The sequence below is a fragment of the Sphingomonas cremea genome (assembly GCF_021502585.1).
Taxonomy (GTDB): Bacteria; Pseudomonadota; Alphaproteobacteria; order Sphingomonadales; family Sphingomonadaceae; genus Sphingomicrobium; species Sphingomicrobium cremea.
Map to the genome: position 1 here is coordinate 389,844 of NZ_JAKFGM010000003.1, position 16,604 is coordinate 406,447.

Here is a 16,604-nt window from a genome sequence, read left to right on the forward strand (position 1 = left end):
CTAAGCCCCCGCCACAATCTTTGCCCACTCGGCCTCGCCAATCACACGAATGCCAAGCTCCTCGGCTTTCTTCAGCTTCGACCCCGCGCCCGGCCCGGCGACGACCAGGTCAGTCTTGGCGCTAACCGATCCCGCGGCACGCGCGCCGAGCCGTTCCGCCTGTGCCTTGGCCTCGTCGCGGCTCATTGTTTCCAGGCTGCCGGTGAAGACTATGGTCTTCCCGGTCCATTCGGTCAGCCTCGCGGTCGAGACGAAGGCGGCGGGACGCGCCAGCTCTAATAGCTCGCCCAGTTCCTCCCGGTTGTGCGGCTCGTGGAAGAAATCGACGATTGCCTCCGCTACGATTCCGCCAATCCCCTCAACCGCCGACAATTCGGAAACCGCATTGTCGCCCCGCGCGACCCGCTCCAGCTCCTCGATTGTGCCGAACGCCTTCATCAAATCCTTCGCCGTCACCGCGCCGACGTGGCGGATGCCAAGACCGAACAGGAAGCGCGCAGGATCGAAACCGATACGCGCCTCGATGGCAGCCAGCAGATTGTCGACCGACTTCTCCTGCCAGCCTTCGCGACCGATCAGTTCGCCGCGATGGCCTTTGAGGCGGAAGATGTCGGCGGGGCCGTGCAACCATTCCAACTCGACGAATTCGACGATGCTCTTCTCGCCCAGCCCGTCGATATCCATTGCCCCCCGCGACACGAAATGGCGGAGGCGCTCTATCCTCTGCGCTGGGCAGATCAGACCGCCGGTGCAGCGAACGTCGACCTCGCCTTCCTCCGCAACCGCCTCGCTGTCGCATTCCGGGCAATGGTCGGGAAATTCGTAGGCCTCGCGCTTCTCGTCTCGGGTCAGATTCTCGACCACCTGCGGAATGACGTCGCCTGCGCGCTGTATCCGCACCCGGTCGCCGACGCGAAGGCCAAGGCGAGCAATTTCGTCGCGGTTGTGGAGGGTGACATTCTGTACGATCACCCCGCCGACCCCGACCGGCTTCAGTCGCCCAACCGGGGTTAGCTTGCCGGTGCGGCCAACCTGGATGTCGATCGCTTCCAGCGTTGTCTCGGCTTTCTCCGCCGGGAATTTGTGGGCAAGGCCCCATCGAGGAGAGCGCGAGACGAAGCCGAGCCGCTCCTGCCAATCCAGCCGGTCAACCTTGTAGACTACGCCGTCGATGTCGAGGGGCAGGTCGGCGCGCTCATGCTCGATCAGGGCATAATGGGCGAGCGCTTCGTCAAGCTTGGCGCAGCGCTTGAGCAAGTCGCTGACTGGGAAGCCCCAGCCCGCCAGCCTTGCCATCGCCTCGCTTTGCGTCGTCCCCAGCGGCTCGCTGACTTCCCCCCAACCATGGGCGAGGAAGCACAGCGGTCGGGACGCGGTGACGCTGGCATCCTTCTGCCGAAGCGAACCGGCGGCGGCGTTGCGCGGATTTGCGAAGATTTTTCCGCCCGCCGCTTCCTGCCGCTCGTTCAAGGCCGCGAAATCGGCCTTTGACATATAAACCTCGCCTCGGACCTCCAGTATGTCCGGCGCGCCTTTGATCACCTGCGGAATGTCGCGGATCGTCCGGGCATTGGGGGTGACGTCCTCGCCAACCGTCCCGTCGCCGCGGGTCGCGGCCAGAACCAATCGGCCATTTTCATAGCGCAGCGAGCAACTGAGGCCGTCGATCTTCGGCTCGGCGGTAAGGGCCACCGGCTCACTGTCGGAAAGGTTCAAAAACCGGCGGACCCGCGCCACGAACTCGCGAGCCTCTTCGGCACTGAACGCATTGTCGAGGCTGAGCATTGGCCGGGCGTGGGTGACCTTGGCCAGCGCGGAGGTCGGCGCCGCACCCAGCCGCTTCGAGGGCGAATCCGCCCGGACGAGATGCGGGAATTGCTCCTCCAGCTCTCGATTCTCGCGCACCAGCGCGTCATAATCCGCGTCCGAAATCTCCGGCGCATCCTGGTCGTGATAGAGCTTATCATGATGAGCGATCAGCCTGGCCAGGCGCATCAATCGGTTGGCGGCTTCCGCTTCGTTCATACCATCCCCGCCAGATATTCGGCCATCTTCACCGCGCTATACATAGGGTTACCCGGACCGCTCACTAGAAGTCGACCTGTGTCGGCGGCGGCTGGCCGTCGAACGCATGGCCGGCATAGGGCCCGTCGCGCGCAACCCAGTGAAGGAACAGGTGCGCCGACCAGCGGTTGGGATTTGGCATCGTCCGGCCATGATGATGATGGACCCCTTGGTAGAGCACGGCGTCCCCTGCCTGCATTGCGACCGAACCAGCCACCTCGGCCAAGGCGAAATCGTCGTCGATCCGGGCGAACGGCGTCTCGATCCGTTGGGTCGAAACCTCCAGCGGCCATGCAATTTCATCGCTATAGCCAAGGGTAAGGGAAAGGCTGTGCTCGCAGGCCGGTCGATCGCCATGCACCCGGCAAATGTCGCCCTGGCGATAAAGGCGGAAATAGGCATAGGTTGGGAGCAGCTCCAGGCCAGTCAGCTGCTCGACTGCCGGGGTCATTCCCCACAGGAAACTGGCGAACATCGGATAATGATGGCCGTACAGCTCCGGCGCTGCTGAGCGCAGAAGCGGCCCTTCTTGCTCCAGGCTGGCAAGCTGCATTCCCTGCCGCGCAAGGTCGGTCTTCATCCGTGCGAGTATCGCGGTGCATACTTCGCGCGGCACAAAGTCCGGTAGGTGAGCATAGCCCCTCGACCGATAATCAGCGGCCGCTTGGTCGATCAACGAAACACCTCGTCCAGGAACGATTCAAGGCTCGCCCAGCTGCGCCGGGCGGCCGCTTCATTATGCTCGACGCCCTTGATGCCCATCTGGCTGGCATTGGGATTGGTAAAGCCGTGCGCGACATTTCCATAGGCGTGAATCTGCCAGTCACAACCGCCCGCCGTAAGTTCGTTGCCAAGCGCGACAACCGCCTCCGGCGGGACCATCGGGTCGTCCCAGCCATGATAGGCGGCGACCTTGGCCTTGATCGGCCGAGGCGGCAGGCCGGGTGGATCGAACAGGCCGTGGAAGCTCGCGACCCCTGCGATGTCGACCCCCGACCGGGCTACGTCCAGCGCGCACTGTCCGCCAAAGCAATAGCCGATGACAGCGACGCGCGCGCTGTCCACATGGGGCCGCACCCGGACCACGTCGACGATCGCCAGCAGCCGATCGCGAAGCGCAGCCCTATCGGCGCGTAGTTCGCCCATTGCGGCAAAGGCTGCCTCCTTGTCGACGACCGGGGTGAAGCGGCGACCGAACAGGTCGGCGATGACCGCATGGTACCCCAGGTCGTTCAACCTTTCGGCGAAGCCGATTTCCAGCGGCTGCACCCCCATGACGGTAGGGATGATAATCACCGTAGGCAGGACGCGACCGGTGCCGTCATGGACAATTAGATGGTCCAGGGTCTGTCCATTATATTCGTGCAGGATGGATTTCTGTTCGCTCATGCTGCCTCCAGTAGCCGTGCCGCCTGGGCGCGTGCCTCATCGGTAATTGCTGCGCCCGAAAGCATTCGCGCGATTTCCTCGCGCCGCTCCTCGGCCGTCAGCTTTCGCACGAAGGTGCGGGTGACCCCGTCCTCATGCGCCTTTTCGATCCGATAATGATGCGCGGCGCGGGCCGCGACCTGCGGGCTGTGCGTCACGACCAGCAGTTGCGACTTCTGCGCGAGCCGTGCCAGCCGCTCGCCGATCGCGCTCGCTACTGCGCCGCCGACGCCGCGGTCGATTTCATCGAAGATCATCGTCGCTGCGTCCCCCGCTTCCGCCAGCGCGACCTTCAAGGCCAGGATGAAACGTGACAGCTCCCCACCTGACGCGATGCGAATGAGCGGGCCAAACGGGGCACCGGGGTTGGTCGACACCTCGAACTCGACCCGGTCGATGCCTGAAGCGCCCGGCTCAGCCTCGCCAAGCGCCGTACGGAACCTGGCCGCGTCGAGCTTGAGCGGGGCCAATTCCTCCGCGACAGCGGCATCAAGCCGGGCGGCCGCCTGCGTCCTTTCCTGCCTCAGCAATTGAGCAGCCGCTTCATAGCGAGCATGCGCTCCAGCCAACTCGGCCTCCAGTATCGAAATTCGCTCCCCGCCAGCCTCGATCAAGGCCAGTTTGGCGGCCAACTGGTTACCCAACGCCGCCAGTTCGTCAGGCTCGACCCGGTGTTTTCGGGCCAAGCCGCGAATGTCGAACAGTCGCGCCTCGACCGCTTCGAGCCGAGCGGGATCGAACGCCATTGCTTCGGCAGCCCGGCCTATTCGATCCTCGGCTTCGCTAGCCTCGATCAAGGCGCGATCGAGGCTGGCGAGCGCTTCTGCGAGCAGGGGATGTTCCGCCGCGCCGCGTTCGATCCTGCGGGCAGCGGTGCGTAGCTGGGCCAAAGCTCCGTCGGAGCCGCCAAGCAACTCGTCTAGGCCGGTCAGAGTATCGCCTGCCCTGGCGCCGGCCTGCATCGCCGCGCGCTCTTCCGCCAACAGGGTTTCCTCGCCGGGTTCAGGTGCGAGTGCGGCGATTTCCTTTGCGGCATGGTCCAGCCACTCCCGGTCGCGCTCGGCCTCGGCCGCGGCTTCGCGCGCGTCGGTCAGCTCGCCCGACAGTCGCTCCACTTCCGCCCATGCGTTCTCGACGTGGGCGGTATCGATCCTTCCAAACAGGTCCAGCAGCGCCCTGTGGCCGCGCGGGTTGAGCAGCCCACGGTCGTCATGCTGTCCATGAATCTCGACCAGGCCATTGCCTATGTCGCGCAGCAACGATGCCGGAACGCCGGCCCCGCCGGCGAACGCCCGGCTGCCGCCGTCGGCTTTCAATGTGCGGCGGACCAGCAGTGGCTCGCCCCTTTCAGGTTCGATCCCTTGCTCCGCAAGCAGGGCGAAGGCCGGATGGTCGGCGGGGAGTTCGAATTCGGCGGCGACGATCGCCTGCGTTTCGCCGGCCCGGACCAGGCCGGTGTCCGCGCGCGCGCCGAGCGCCAGGCCGAGGCCGTCAAGCAGGATCGATTTTCCTGCCCCCGTCTCGCCGGTCAGAACGCCAAGACCCGGCTCGAACTCAAGTTCAAGCCGGTCGATCAGCACCACATCCTTGATCGACAGCTGCCTCAGCACCGGCCGCCGCCGTTTCGGATTAGCTGGAGGGCTGGGCAGCGGCCGGCAGGTGCCGCTGGATCAGGTCATAGCTTCGCTTGTACCATTTGCTGCCCGGATAATTGGCGCCAAGCACGGCGGCTGCCTTTTGCGCTTCCTGAGGCAGGCCGAGATTAAGATAGGTTTCGACCAGTCGCTCAAGCGCTTCAGGCGTGTGAGTGGTTGTCTGATACTTGTCTACCACCGTACGGAACCGGGTCGCGGCGGCCAGCCAATTGCCAGAGCGCTGATAGAATCGGCCGACTTCCATCTCCTTGCCGGCAAGATGGTCGTTGATCAGGTCGAGCTTCAGTCGGGCATCGGACGCATAGCGGCTTTGCGGATAGCGGCGGATCAGCTCGTTGAAGCTGTCGGAGGCCTGCTGGGTAATCTTCTGGTCGCGCGTTACGTCCTCGATCTGCTGATAATAGCTCATCGCAATGAGGTAGTTGGCGTAGGCCGCATCCTTGTTGCCCGGATGGATCGTCAGGAACCGCTGTGCCGAGCTGACGGCATCAGGATATTGTTGCGCCATATAGTAGGAAAAGGCGCTCATCAGCTGGGCTCGGCGAGCCCAGACCGAATAGGGGTGCTGTCGCTCGACCTCGTCGAATAGCTTCGCAGCTTCTTCATAATCGCCGCGATCGACCCGCTGCTTGGCCAGGCTGTAGAGCGTGTTGACGTCGCGAGCGACATAAGCGGTGTCGCCCTTGACTTTGTTGCCGGCGCAGCCGGCGACGGGAAGCAAAATTACGGGCAGCAGCAACAGCGCCGCGATACGGGTCTTGTTCACCATGAAGCGTTCCTAGCGCGGGCAATTGAGAAGGCCAAGCGGGCTTTCGCCAGGGCGACAGCCCGCTTCGCCCAAAAGTTCAGGCGGGCCTTGCCACGGTTCCGTCGTCTTCGGCCTCCGCCCGGATGAAGCTGTCGGGCTTTAGGCCCATCCAAACCAGCGCCGGCGCGGAAATATAGATCGACGAATAGGTACCGATGAACGTGCCAAGCAAGATAGCGATCGTCAGGCCGAAAAGGACGTCGGGCCCAAGGATCAGCAGCACTGCCAGAGCCAGCATGATCGACAAAGAGGTGACAATCGTCCGCGAAAGCGTCTCGTTCAACGAGAAGTTGAGCAGCGAGACGATCTCCATCTTTCGGTATTTTCGCAAGTTTTCGCGGATACGGTCATAGATCACGACCGTGTCGTTGAGCGAATAGCCGACAATGGCGAGGAACGCCGCAACGATGTTCAAATCGACCTGCAATTGGGTGACTGCGAAAAAGCCAAGTACCATCGATACGTCGTGGAACAGTGTGATCAGCGCTCCGACGCCGAACTGCCATTCGAACCGGAACCAGATGTAAACGGCGATTCCAAGCATCGCGAAGCCGATCGCCAGTGCTCCGTCCCAGGCCAGTTCCTCGCTGACCTTGCCCGAAACCGATTCGCCCGCGGTTACTTTGACCCCGGGATAATCCTTGATGATCATTCCGCGGACCGCGGTGACCACCTGGTTGGCGGCCGCATCGGGGCCGGAAGGCTTGGGCAGGCGAATCTGGTAGGTCTTGTTGTCGCCGAATTCCTGGATGCTCGCTTCACCGACCCCCAGTGAGGAGACCCGGCCGCGAAGGTCCTCGATATTGACCGGCTGGGCAAATGTCGCGCGAACCACCTGGCCGCCGACGAAATCGATGCCGAGGTTAAGGCCGCGCACCCCGACCAGGACCAGGCTGGCGACGGAAGCGACGATCGACAGGATGAGGGCGATATTCCGCCACTTCATAAAGTCGATGTTGGTATTGTCGGGAACCAGCTTGAGCAGTTTCATTTGTTGCCTATCCCCGTCAGATATTGATCGCGCGCGGGCGCTTGGACTTGACCCACAGCGCGACCAGCATCCGGGTGAAATTGACCGCCGTGAACACCGAAGTGACGATGCCGATCAGCAGCACGACCGCGAAACCGCGGATTGGTCCGGAACCGAAATACATCATCAGCGCGGCGGCGATGGTGTTGGTGATGTTGGCGTCGAAGATCGCGGTCGAAGCTTCCTTGTAGCCTGTCTCCAGAGCGTCGAGCACGCGCCTTCCTCGTCTGAGTTCCTCGCGAATGCGCTCGTTGATCAGCACGTTGGCGTCGACCGCCGCACCGATCGTCAACACGAAGCCGGCGATGCCCGGAAGCGTCAGCGTAGCGTTGAACACCGCCATGATACCGAGGATCATGAAGGCGTTCACCAGCAGCGCCAGCGAGGCATAGATGCCGAACCTGCCGTAAGTGATGATCATCAGGCCGATCACCGCCAGCGTGGCAAAGATCGAAGCGATGGTGCCGGCGTCGATCGAATCCTTGCCTAACTCGGCACTGACGGTCCGCTCCTCGATTACGTTCAGCTTCACCGGCAGCTTGCCGGAAGCCAGGCTGACCGCCAGCTGGTTGGCGCTTTCGACGGTGAAGTTGCCGCTGATTTGCGCTCGGCCGCCAAGGATGGGCTCGTTGATGTTGGGTGCGGAGAGCACCTTGTCGTCAAGAATGATGGCAAAGGGCTTGCCGACATTCTCCTGTGTCACCCGACCGAAGCGGCGGGCACCCGCGGCATTGAAAGTGATGTCGACGATCGCGCGGCCGTCCTGGTCGAAGCCCTGCTTGGCGTCGACGAGCTGCTCGCCAGAGACCATCACGCGACGCTGGACCGCTACCGCGCCGGTGCCGTCGGCCATCGGCAGCACCTGGCTGCCCGGCGGCGCGCGACCCGCGGCGACTTGTGCCGGGTCGGCATTGAGGTCGACCAGCTTGAATTCCAGCCGGGCGGTCTGGCCGATCAGCTTCTTCAGCGCTTCGGGATCCTCGACCCCCGGGACCTGGACGAATATCCGCCTCTCGCCTTGGTTGATGACGGTGATTTCCTTGGTGCCGCCCGGGTCGATTCTGCGCCGGACCACGTCGCGGGCGACAGTCAGCGAATTTTTGAGGGCGGTTTTCGCGCCCGCCTCGGTCGGGGTCAGCACGATGCGGTTGCCGTCGACCGTACTGACCTCCCAGTCGCGGTTTCCAGTCAGGCCCTGCGGCTGGGTCAAGGTGCGCATCCGCTCGAACGCCGCGTCGAGTTGGGTCGGATCTCGAACGACGAAGCTCAATCGCCCGCCGCTGGTCGACACATCGCCAATCGCAATGCGCGGCTCGCCGCGGCGAAGCTCGGTCGTGACTTCCTCTTCCTTGGCCTGCAACCGCTGCTTTGCGGCGTCGCCAATGTCGGCCTCCAGCAGCAGCTGGCTGCCACCGGCGATATCGAGTCCAAGGTTAATCCGTGCGCTCGGCAGCCATGTTGGCCAGCGCTCGACCTGGTCCTTGGGTAACAGGCTGGGAATCGCCAGCAGTATGCCGGCGAGAATCGTCAGCGTGACGAGCCACACTTTCCAGCGGGGGAAGTCGAACATCAGTCGTTGGCCGGCTTGGCGGCGTCGGCGCTTCCGACCTGGCTTAGCGTCGACTTGATCGCCTGCACCCGGATGCCTTGGGCAAGCTCGACTTCAACCTCAACATCACCGACCTTCGTCACCCTGCCAATCAGGCCGCCGCCGGTGACCACCCGGTCACCCTTCTTCACGGCCTGTATCTGGGCCTGATGCTCCTTCATCCGCTTTTGCTGTGGGCGGATCAGTAGGAACCAGAAGATGACGAAGACGAGGACCAGCGGGATCGTCTGAACGAAGAAGCTGGCGCCAGCCGAAGGCGCTGCGGCGGCAAGGAGCGAAGTTATGGTCATGGCGTGAGAAATTCTCTTCTTCGAAGGCGCGCGCGGAATCTACCGAGCACAGGAAGTGGCGGGCCGCCTATCACGCCGCGGGCCGCCTTGCCAAGCGATCCACGCGGCACTAGATGCGCCGCTCTCGCGTCCATCAGGGCGCGACCGGTCGGGGCGTAGCGCAGCCTGGTAGCGCATCACACTGGGGGTGTGGGGGTCGCTGGTTCGAATCCAGTCGCCCCGACCATCCTTATTTCGGGCTCGTCCGGGGGACGAACCCGAAATAAGGATCATTTCATGCCCCGCCGTCGCCGCCGCAAGAAACTCAGCTGGCCCGCCCGTATCGCACTCGCGGTTTTGGCGATTCCCTTGCTCTACCTATTGGCCGCGCTGATCGGCGGACTGATTCCGGTGAACGCCAGCTGGCAGGAGCCGGACGATGGCATCACCATCTACCTCGCCAACAACGGCGTGCACGTCGATCTCGTGCTGCCTGCGAGTACTCAGGGCCTGGACTGGCGGCCGCTGCTTCCGAAGTCCGACTTCGCCGATGTTCCTGCCGACGCCGACTGGATCGCGTTCGGTGCGGGCGAGCGGCGGGTTTACCTGGAAACGCCAACCTGGGGCGATCTCTCGTTCAAGACTGCCGCCGTCGCGCTTACCGGTGGCGATCGGGTGATGCATGTCGAATGGACTCGCGATCCGACCTTTGCCGCCCGCGCCATCCGCCTGACGCCGGAGCAGTATCGGCGCCTTTGGGCCTCGATCCGGGCCGGCTTCGAACTCGACCGGAATGGCCGGCCCATCCGCATCGGTCATCCCGGCTACGGACCACGCGACGCCTTTTATCGCGGAACCGGCAAGGCCAACGCCGTCCACACCTGCAACCAATGGGTCGCCAGCCGCCTGCGCCTTGCCGGGGTCAAGACGCCTTTATGGTCGCCGTTCGTGCAAGGGCTGGTGCCCTATTACCGGCCGGCGAATCAGAGGACGTAGCGGCTGAGGTCCGCATTCTTGGCGATGCCCGCCAGCTGTCCTTTCACGAATGCGGCGTCGATCACCAGCGTCTCACCCGCGCGATCTTCCGCGGTAAAGCTGATGTCTTCCACCAGCTTTTCCATCACCGTCTGGAGCCGCCTTGCGCCGATATTCTCCAGAGAATCGTTCACCTCCGCCGCGATCCGAGCCAGCGCGGCGATCCCGTCGTCGGTAAAGTCGATGATCACCTCCTCGGTCGCCAGGAGCGCCCGATATTGCTCGGTCAGGCTGGCCCGCGTTGCCGACAGGATCCGGACGAAATCCTCCTCGGTCAGCGCATTGAGTTCGACCCGGATCGGCAGGCGGCCCTGAAGCTCAGGCAACAGGTCGGCCGGCTTGGCGACGTGGAAGGCGCCCGATGCGATGAACAGGATATGGTCGGTCTTGATCGGACCATATTTGGTCGCGACCGTCGTTCCCTCGATCAGCGGCAGTAAGTCTCGCTGCACGCCTTCGCGGCTGACCGAGCCGCCGCGCACATCGCTGACCGCAATCTTGTCGATTTCGTCCAGGAAGACGATGCCATTGGCCTCGGCGTCGGCGAGTGCGACCCGGGTCACATCGTCCTGGTCGACCCGCTTGTCGGCCTCTTCCTCGACCAGTTTCACAAAGGCATCGCGGACCTTCAGCTTGCGCCTCTTCTTCGGCGGCCCGCCCATTGCCTTGGACATCATTTCGCTGAGGTTGATCATGCCGACCCCCCCGCCGCCGGGAATCTCGAACGGCATGTTGGGGGCCTCCGAGACCTCGATTTCGACCTCGGCAGTATCGAGGCTTCCATCGGCGAAGCGCTGGCGAAAGCTGGCGCGGGTCGCTTCGCTCGATCCCTTGCCGGTCAGCGCGTCGAGCAGCCGTTCCATCGCCGCCGTTTCGCTTGCCTCTCGTACCTTTTCGCGGCGCCGTTCCCGCTCCAGCCGTACCGCTTCCTCGACGAGGTCGCGGGCGATCTGCTCGACGTCGCGACCTACATAACCGACCTCGGTGAACTTGGTCGCCTCGACCTTCACGAACGGAGCATCGGCGAGCTTCGCCAGCCGCCGGCTGATCTCGGTTTTGCCGACACCGGTCGGGCCGATCATCAGGATGTTCTTGGGCGTCACTTCCTCGCGAAGCTCGGGATTGAGCCGTTGCCGACGCCATCGATTGCGAAGCGCGACCGCGACCGCCTTCTTCGCGTCGTTCTGGCCAATGATATGCTCGTCAAGCGCCGCGACGATGGCCTTGGGGGTGAGGTTGTCGTTCATTCGCCGATCGTCTCGATTGTCAGCCGGTCGTTGGTAAAGACGCAGACCTCGGCGGCGATCGCCATGGCGCGGCGGGCGAGGACTTCCGGGTCCTGCTCATATTCCGAAAGCGCCCGGGCAGCGGCGAGGGCATAGTTGCCGCCGGAGCCGATCGCGGCAATCCCGCCCTCGGGCTCCAGCACGTCACCGTTGCCGGTCAGGATCAGCATCGTATCCGCATCGGCGACGATCATCATCGCCTCCAGGTTGCGGAGATATTTGTCGGTCCGCCAATCCTTGGCCAGCTCGACCGCGGCGCGGAGCAGCTGGCCGCGGTGCGCTTCCAGCTTCTTTTCCAGTCGCTCGAACAAGGTGAAGGCATCGGCGGTGGCGCCGGCGAAGCCGCCGATCACGCTGCCGTCGCCGAGGCGCCGGACCTTCTTCGCATTGGGCTTGATGACGGTATTGCCCAGGCTGACCTGCCCGTCGCCGGCGATCACCGTCTTGCTGCCCTTCTTCACCCCCAGGATGGTGGTGCCGTGATATTGTTCCAATTTAGAAGCTCCCGCTCGGGTCTGGGCAGGGATGTGGGAAAGCGGGAGCCAGCACGCAAGCCTCGCTATCGTTCGACCCCCTTCACCTTCCCCCAGGTCCGCGCCGCCGTGTAGCCGAGGTAGCCGGTGCCGAAGAGCGCGTAGAGTTCCTCCGGCAGGCCGCGGAGATAGGCGGTCATTCCGTTGCCGATGCCGAGTGCCAGCTTGGGATCGGCGGCGGCGATGAGGCCCATTGGGATCGCCCACAGGATCAGGGCGTACATCACGTAGAGAAAACTCGGCCGGGCGCGGCTGGTCCAGGGGTCGGGCGACTGGGCCTCGACGACGATCGCCTGCATCTGCGCGCCGATCGCCGCCATGTCCTGGTCGCCCTGAAGCTTGATCAGCTCAAGCTTGGCCCGGTCGCGCGCCTCAGGGTCGGGAATGATCTTGTCGAGCAGCTTCGACACCGGCCCGACGATTGCTTCGATGATTGCCATAGGATTTCTCCGGAGGGGAAGTTGATGAAGTTGATGGCACAACGTGGTTCGTCGGAAATTAGGCAATTAGCCGATACGGTTTGCAAGCCAGCCATAAAGGAACGCCTCATTGGCCGGCCGCTTTTCGGCGAGGCGGAGGTAGCGCTCGCCCTGCGGCGCTTCGAGCGCCCGAAGCAGAACCGTCTCCCCGCCACGCTTCCCGCGCGCATCGAGGAAGCTATCGAGCGCGGCCAGGGTCGCCGGCCCGATCCGGCCATCAGGAGTGAGATCGGGATAATCCTTCCCACCACGATTGAGCGCGGTCAGCGCGCGCTGGAGGAAGGTGGCGGCGACCGCCGGCCCCATATTTGCGCCGGTGTCGAACAACTCGGCCGCGACCCGGGGCGCGCGCCGCAACCTGGTCGAACCGCGGCCTCAGCCAGTAAAGCCGACGGTAGATCGCCGCAGCCTCGTCGCGCGGCAACTCCGCCATTGCGCCCGCATAGCCATGCGCCCGCGCCACCGCTTCGGTAATGCCGAACTTCGTCGGTCCGCCCTTGTCGGCAGGGTGGTTCACATAGCCCCCTTCCCGCTCGATCAGTTCGTCGATCAAGTCGCTCAAGTCCATATTGCCGCTCCTCCGGTTCGCCCGAGTCGCGCAATGATTACCTATTTGGTTATCTGTAGGACAGCCGGACTAACCGTAACGTTTGGCACTTACGTGAGTAAGCCAGGAGATGGCCGAGCGAACAAAAGGGGGACCCGCTGAAAATTCGGCTTCGGGTCGAAGGCGGCATGGACGGAATGGGTGGAAAGCGGACACCTGCCATCCCACGGCGCTTGCGCGTTGTTAACCCTTAGGTAGGTGCCGACGCGTTACTTTTGCGCATAGGAGAGAGGGCCCATGCGCGACTTTCACCAATCCCGCGGCAGGATCCTTTTTGAGGTATTCTGCGCTTTTGCCGTCGCGGCGTCCTGCGCGGGCGCCTGGATGCAGACTGGCGCTTCGGCATTGCTTCCAGTGGCGCTCGTTGCGCTGCTCTATGGCGTCGTCCATGCATTCGACTTGGCCAGGCGCAACCCGGCTGGCGCCGCGGATCCGCAACGAATCGATTTCGCGACGGACCAGCACGGCTGCCTATTGGCTGCACCGGATTCAGGCGTGCCACTGGCAGCGGCCGACCAGCTGGCAACGACCGACATGGCCGTGGAGGAAGTGAAACCCGCCAAGCCAGCGACTCCCTCTGAAAGCAAGGGTCGCCGAGCCAAAGCTCCCCGAAAGAGTGGCGGTCGCAGCGCAAGCGAACCCAAGGAAACGAAAGCTACCGAGCGCGCGCCCCTCGAGGAGGCGGAGGTCGCCGTGCCTGTGGACATCGAGAAGGCAGACGTCGACCTGCCTCTGCCCCCCGAGGAGGATTCTCACGTTCCGCTCGCACCGCTGTTCGAGCCTGAGCCATTCGCCCGGCAGCAGCGGACAGTGTTTGGACGCAAGGCCGGTTAGTTCGCGGCCAGACAGAGATTTATTCTATTTGAAGTGCGGCAAGAACTCTTGCGGTCATCCTTTCGCAGTCGACGCCGGCGAACGGAAAAGCGCCTTCCAGCGCGCTTCGGACTTCCGGCGCCAAAGCCTCCTGGAGCTTGCGGCGCGCGCGCAGCAGCCGGGTCTTGACCGTTGCAGGTTCCAGCCCAAGCGCTTCGGCGGTTTCCCGGACACTCATTCCTTCGACTTCCCGAAGGACGAACACCGCGCGAAATGCAGCCGGCAAATCGGCAACGGCGCGCTCGATCAGATCACGCAATTGTCGCTGGGCCAGGGCGGCGTCGGGAGCCGCCGGTTCGGAACCCCGCATCAAAGCCTCCCGATAAGTATTGAGCACCGAAACGCCTTCCGCTTCCAGATGCGTGGTCCGGCGGCGGATAGCGCGAAGGCGTTCCAACGCTTCGTTGACGACAATCCGCGTCAGCCAAGTGGACAAGGCCGAACGACCTTCGAATTGGTCGATCCTGCCAAAGGCCTTAAGATAGGCGGCCTGGACCGCTTCTTCGGCCTCGTTGCGATCCTTTAGAATGCTCCATGCCGCGCGGAACAAGCGCTGGTTGTTCGCGGTCAGCAGATGGCGGACGGCCGCAGGTTCGCGATCTGCGCAAAGGCGCGCCAGGGCCATATCGTCGAGCGCGGCCGGGTTGGCTGCCTGCCGGACCCTCATTGCAAGACCTTCAACGTGGCACGCATGCCCGGATGATAGCGGCAAGTGACGGCAAAACTACCGGTACGCGACATAATGATCGTCTTCGTCATCCCCGGCTGCAGGTCGACATCGAAGCCACCCGCGCTCGCCGTCGCGGTGTGGCGAAAGAGGTCGCGGTTTATCCATTTGATGCGGTCGCCGGCACGTACAGCTGCCGGCATTGCGCCGAATTTCATCTTGTCGATCACCACGACATGCGTGCGCGGTGCTGCCACTGCCGGGGGCGGTGACAGCAGCAACACCGCGAAGCAGGCGAGGAGGAGTTTCGCCCGCATCCGTTACTTCACTTGCTTGGCGAGTTGTTCGGCATGCACCTGATGCTCACCGAACAACTCGAGGCCGGTTTCCAGAAGCGTCTTCAGCTCGGCATTGTCGGCTGACGGGATCAGGGCCGTCTTGAGGGCGCCGTTGACCGTTTGGTGATAGGCGACTTCATTCTGCAAATAGGCTCGATCGAAGGCGTGCCCATCGAGCCGGTTTAGTCGGTCATGTGTCGCCGCGGCCTGCCTTGATAGCGCTTGGCTGGTGCCATTGTCGGCGGGCGTAACGCCGAGTTTCGTAACCAGCGCCAATGCCTTGTCATTAACTGCCTTGTGGTCGCGAGCCATCATTTCGGCAAAGCTGCGCACGTCGGCATCTGTCGATTTGGCCAGTGCCTGTTTGGCAGCATCGATGTCGATTTGTCCGGCGGTGTAAGCGATGTGCGCAATCTCGGCATCGCTTGGCCCGTCGCCAGCAATGGCCTGAGCTCCCATCGCGCTGGCCGCCAACAGCGTCGACGCACCGAGCAATTTGACGATAAGATTCATCTTATTTCCTCCCAATGGATTGCGAACGGCGGCCCTTGCGGCCAACCTTCGACCATTGGATGGCAGCAATTCTGAAAGGTTCCCCGCGGTGCATTTGCGTCTTCTCACCCGTCTCGCTGCAACCCTGTCGCTGGCCGTGCTGTCCGTTCCCGCGCTGGCCGAGCTCTCACCCGCCGAAACGCGGATGATCCGAAACGTCGATGCCGAGCAGGAGCGGACGCTCGCCATGCTCGAGAAATGGGTCAACCAGAACAGCGGCTCGCTCAACCTCGATGGCGTGACCAAGGTCGGCGCGATGCTTCGCTCCGAGCTAGAGCCGCTTGGCTTCAAGGTTCAGTGGATCGACATGCGCGAGACCGGCCGTGCCGGTCACATCCTTGCCACCCACAAAGGCAATGGCCGCGGCAAGCGCCTGCTCCTTATCGGCCATCTCGACACGGTGTTCGAGCCTGACAGCCCGTTCCAGCGATGGGAGCGGCGCGGCAATGAAGGCGTCGGCCCGGGCGCAGGTGACGACAAGGGCGGAATGGCGGTGATCATCGCCTCGCTCCGCGCCATGCATGCCGCCGGCACGCTAAATAATGCCGATATCGAGGTCATGCTGACCGGCGACGAAGAGGACAATGGCAATCCGATCAGCATCGCCCGCCGCGACCTGGTCGCCGCCGGCAAGCGCGCCGATGCCACGCTCGACTTCGAAGGGCTTGCCCAGGCGGGCGGCGCGGACGTGGGCTCGATCGCCCGCCGAAGCTCGGGCGCATGGACCGTTACCGTGACCGCCCGCCCTGGCCATTCCAGCGGCATTTTTTCCGCCGGGTCGGGCGATGGCGCCATTTATGAGCTGGCGCGCATCATCGACACCTTCAGGAGCGAGCTTCAGGAGGACAAGCTGACCTTCAACGTCGGGCTGATCGGCGGCGGCCAGACAGCCGAGCTCGACGCCGGCAAGATCCGCATTGCCGCGACCGGCAAGACCAACATCATCCCGGCGATCGCCGTCGCGCGGGGCGATCTTCGGGCGCTTAGCCAGGACCAGATCGAACGGACAAAAACGAAAATGCAGGCAATCGTCGCCCGCCCCCTGCCCGGCGCCACCGCGAAGATCGAGTTCGACCCTGACGAATATCCGCCGATGGCGCCGACCGAGGGAAACCGGGCCCTGCTGGCGAGGCTCAATTCGGTGAACGCCGACATGGGCCTGGAGCAAATGGGTGAGCTGGATCCGGCGATGCGCGGCGCGGGCGACATCAGCTTCGTCGCCCGCGATGTCGACGGGCTGGTCGGCCTCGGCCCCGCCGCCGACGGTGAGCATGCGCCCGGAGAGCGGGTCGACATTGCCTCCATCTGGCGCCAGGCAAAGCGCGCCGCGATCCTGATGAGCCGATTAAGCCGCGAAAAACGCTGAACTTT

General features: G+C 63.6%; 17 protein-coding genes, 1 tRNA gene and 1 pseudogene. 4 read left to right on the top strand and 15 right to left on the bottom strand.

The genetic code is table 11. The annotated features are described in order from the left end of the window. The 8 genes from ligA to yajC all read right to left on the bottom strand — a co-directional run bounded on the left by ligA (position 1) and on the right by yajC (position 8,884). Complete coding sequence (ligA, locus tag LVY65_RS12225) at positions 1–2,025, bottom strand: NAD-dependent DNA ligase LigA (protein ID WP_235068531.1); 2,025 nt, start codon at positions 2,023–2,025, stop codon at positions 1–3. Positions 2,026–2,089: 64 nt separating this feature from the next. Next, positions 2,090–2,740 (bottom strand): hypothetical protein, encoded by a 651-nt coding sequence (locus LVY65_RS12230; RefSeq protein WP_235068532.1) that lies wholly within the window; start codon positions 2,738–2,740, stop codon positions 2,090–2,092. Then, the gene (locus LVY65_RS12235) at positions 2,737–3,453 is read right to left on the bottom strand and encodes a dienelactone hydrolase family protein (RefSeq protein WP_235068533.1); all 717 of its coding nucleotides are present in this window, start codon (positions 3,451–3,453) and stop codon (positions 2,737–2,739) included. The genes LVY65_RS12230 and LVY65_RS12235 overlap by 4 nt, the downstream gene beginning before the upstream one ends. Further along, on the bottom strand, positions 3,450–5,102 hold the full coding sequence (recN, locus tag LVY65_RS12240; RefSeq protein ID WP_235068534.1) for a DNA repair protein RecN: 1,653 nt from the start codon (positions 5,100–5,102) through the stop codon (positions 3,450–3,452). Before recN ends, LVY65_RS12235 begins: the two co-directional genes overlap by 4 nt. Positions 5,103–5,121: 19 nt before the next feature. Further along, complete coding sequence (locus tag LVY65_RS12245; protein WP_235068535.1) at positions 5,122–5,916, bottom strand: outer membrane protein assembly factor BamD; 795 nt, start codon at positions 5,914–5,916, stop codon at positions 5,122–5,124. Between the two features lie 76 nt (positions 5,917–5,992). Next, positions 5,993–6,946, bottom strand: a complete 954-nt coding sequence (gene secF / locus LVY65_RS12250) for a protein translocase subunit SecF (RefSeq protein WP_235068536.1) — start codon at positions 6,944–6,946, stop codon at positions 5,993–5,995. 16 nt (positions 6,947–6,962) lie between these two features. Then, complete coding sequence (gene secD, locus LVY65_RS12255; RefSeq protein WP_235068537.1) at positions 6,963–8,555, bottom strand: protein translocase subunit SecD; 1,593 nt, start codon at positions 8,553–8,555, stop codon at positions 6,963–6,965. After that, positions 8,555–8,884, bottom strand: coding sequence for a preprotein translocase subunit YajC (gene yajC, locus LVY65_RS12260; RefSeq protein WP_235068538.1), 330 nt, complete (start codon positions 8,882–8,884; stop codon positions 8,555–8,557). Before yajC ends, secD begins: the two co-directional genes overlap by 1 nt. Before the next feature lie 149 nt (positions 8,885–9,033). Here yajC and LVY65_RS12265 point away from each other — a divergent pair. Next, positions 9,034–9,110 (top strand) — tRNA-Pro (locus tag LVY65_RS12265). Positions 9,111–9,160: 50 nt separating this feature from the next. Continuing rightward, positions 9,161–9,859 carry a TIGR02117 family protein gene (locus LVY65_RS12270; RefSeq protein WP_235068539.1) on the top strand — a complete coding sequence of 233 codons (699 nt, stop codon included), beginning with the start codon at positions 9,161–9,163 and terminating at the stop codon, positions 9,857–9,859. Here LVY65_RS12270 and hslU read toward each other — a convergent pair. The 4 genes and pseudogenes from hslU to LVY65_RS12290 all read right to left on the bottom strand — a co-directional run bounded on the left by hslU (position 9,847) and on the right by LVY65_RS12290 (position 12,764). Further along, positions 9,847–11,145, bottom strand: a complete 1,299-nt coding sequence (hslU, locus tag LVY65_RS12275) for an ATP-dependent protease ATPase subunit HslU (RefSeq protein WP_235068540.1) — start codon at positions 11,143–11,145, stop codon at positions 9,847–9,849. The two genes, LVY65_RS12270 and hslU, sit on opposite strands and share 13 nt — an antisense overlap. Further along, the gene (gene hslV, locus LVY65_RS12280; protein WP_328282526.1) at positions 11,142–11,711 is read right to left on the bottom strand and encodes an ATP-dependent protease subunit HslV; all 570 of its coding nucleotides are present in this window, start codon (positions 11,709–11,711) and stop codon (positions 11,142–11,144) included. The genes hslU and hslV overlap by 4 nt, the downstream gene beginning before the upstream one ends. A 32-nt stretch (positions 11,712–11,743) precedes the next feature. Continuing rightward, positions 11,744–12,157 (bottom strand): holin family protein, encoded by a 414-nt coding sequence (locus tag LVY65_RS12285; protein ID WP_235068542.1) that lies wholly within the window; start codon positions 12,155–12,157, stop codon positions 11,744–11,746. A 66-nt stretch (positions 12,158–12,223) separates the two neighbouring features. Beyond that, a pseudogene (locus tag LVY65_RS12290) lies at positions 12,224–12,764 on the bottom strand (glycoside hydrolase family 108 protein). A 276-nt stretch (positions 12,765–13,040) separates the two neighbouring features. Here LVY65_RS12290 and LVY65_RS12295 point away from each other — a divergent pair. Next, entirely contained in the window at positions 13,041–13,637 is a 597-nt protein-coding gene (locus LVY65_RS12295; RefSeq protein ID WP_235068543.1) for a hypothetical protein, read from the top strand. 19 nt (positions 13,638–13,656) lie between these two features. Here the strand turns inward: LVY65_RS12295 and LVY65_RS12300 are convergent, their stop codons facing one another. From LVY65_RS12300 to LVY65_RS12310, 3 genes are read right to left on the bottom strand one after another with little or no spacing between them, the layout of a single operon-like run. After that, positions 13,657–14,343: an RNA polymerase sigma factor gene (locus LVY65_RS12300; protein WP_235068544.1), complete on the bottom strand. Its 687-nt coding sequence runs from the start codon at positions 14,341–14,343 to the stop codon at positions 13,657–13,659. Then, the gene (locus tag LVY65_RS12305; RefSeq protein ID WP_235068545.1) at positions 14,340–14,660 is read right to left on the bottom strand and encodes a cupredoxin domain-containing protein; all 321 of its coding nucleotides are present in this window, start codon (positions 14,658–14,660) and stop codon (positions 14,340–14,342) included. Before LVY65_RS12305 ends, LVY65_RS12300 begins: the two co-directional genes overlap by 4 nt. A gap of 3 nt (positions 14,661–14,663) precedes the next feature. Next, entirely contained in the window at positions 14,664–15,194 is a 531-nt protein-coding gene (locus tag LVY65_RS12310; RefSeq protein ID WP_235068546.1) for a DUF4142 domain-containing protein, read from the bottom strand. Between the two features lie 94 nt (positions 15,195–15,288). Here LVY65_RS12310 and LVY65_RS12315 point away from each other — a divergent pair, with 94 nt between their 5' ends. After that, on the top strand, positions 15,289–16,599 hold the full coding sequence (locus tag LVY65_RS12315; RefSeq protein ID WP_408021998.1) for a M20/M25/M40 family metallo-hydrolase: 1,311 nt from the start codon (positions 15,289–15,291) through the stop codon (positions 16,597–16,599). The last annotated feature ends 5 nt before the right edge of the window (positions 16,600–16,604 follow it).

What these genes read in the sequence shown, in the direction of transcription:
- LVY65_RS12300 (WP_235068544.1), bottom strand. Translation starts at nt 14,343, where the DNA reads ATGAGGGTCCGGCAGGCAGCCAACCCGGCCGCGCTCGACGATATGGCC.
- LVY65_RS12285 (WP_235068542.1), bottom strand. Translation starts at nt 12,157, where the DNA reads ATGGCAATCATCGAAGCAATCGTCGGGCCGGTGTCGAAGCTGCTCGAC.
- LVY65_RS12310 (WP_235068546.1), bottom strand. Translation starts at nt 15,194, where the DNA reads ATGAATCTTATCGTCAAATTGCTCGGTGCGTCGACGCTGTTGGCGGCC.
- LVY65_RS12235 (WP_235068533.1), bottom strand. Translation starts at nt 3,453, where the DNA reads ATGAGCGAACAGAAATCCATCCTGCACGAATATAATGGACAGACCCTG.
- LVY65_RS12295 (WP_235068543.1), top strand. Translation starts at nt 13,041, where the DNA reads ATGCGCGACTTTCACCAATCCCGCGGCAGGATCCTTTTTGAGGTATTC.
- LVY65_RS12245 (WP_235068535.1), bottom strand. Translation starts at nt 5,916, where the DNA reads ATGGTGAACAAGACCCGTATCGCGGCGCTGTTGCTGCTGCCCGTAATT.
- LVY65_RS12270 (WP_235068539.1), top strand. Translation starts at nt 9,161, where the DNA reads ATGCCCCGCCGTCGCCGCCGCAAGAAACTCAGCTGGCCCGCCCGTATC.
- yajC (WP_235068538.1), bottom strand. Translation starts at nt 8,884, where the DNA reads ATGACCATAACTTCGCTCCTTGCCGCCGCAGCGCCTTCGGCTGGCGCC.
- ligA (WP_235068531.1), bottom strand. Translation starts at nt 2,025, where the DNA reads ATGAACGAAGCGGAAGCCGCCAACCGATTGATGCGCCTGGCCAGGCTG.
- secF (WP_235068536.1), bottom strand. Translation starts at nt 6,946, where the DNA reads ATGAAACTGCTCAAGCTGGTTCCCGACAATACCAACATCGACTTTATG.
- secD (WP_235068537.1), bottom strand. Translation starts at nt 8,555, where the DNA reads ATGTTCGACTTCCCCCGCTGGAAAGTGTGGCTCGTCACGCTGACGATT.
- LVY65_RS12305 (WP_235068545.1), bottom strand. Translation starts at nt 14,660, where the DNA reads ATGCGGGCGAAACTCCTCCTCGCCTGCTTCGCGGTGTTGCTGCTGTCA.
- hslU (WP_235068540.1), bottom strand. Translation starts at nt 11,145, where the DNA reads ATGAACGACAACCTCACCCCCAAGGCCATCGTCGCGGCGCTTGACGAG.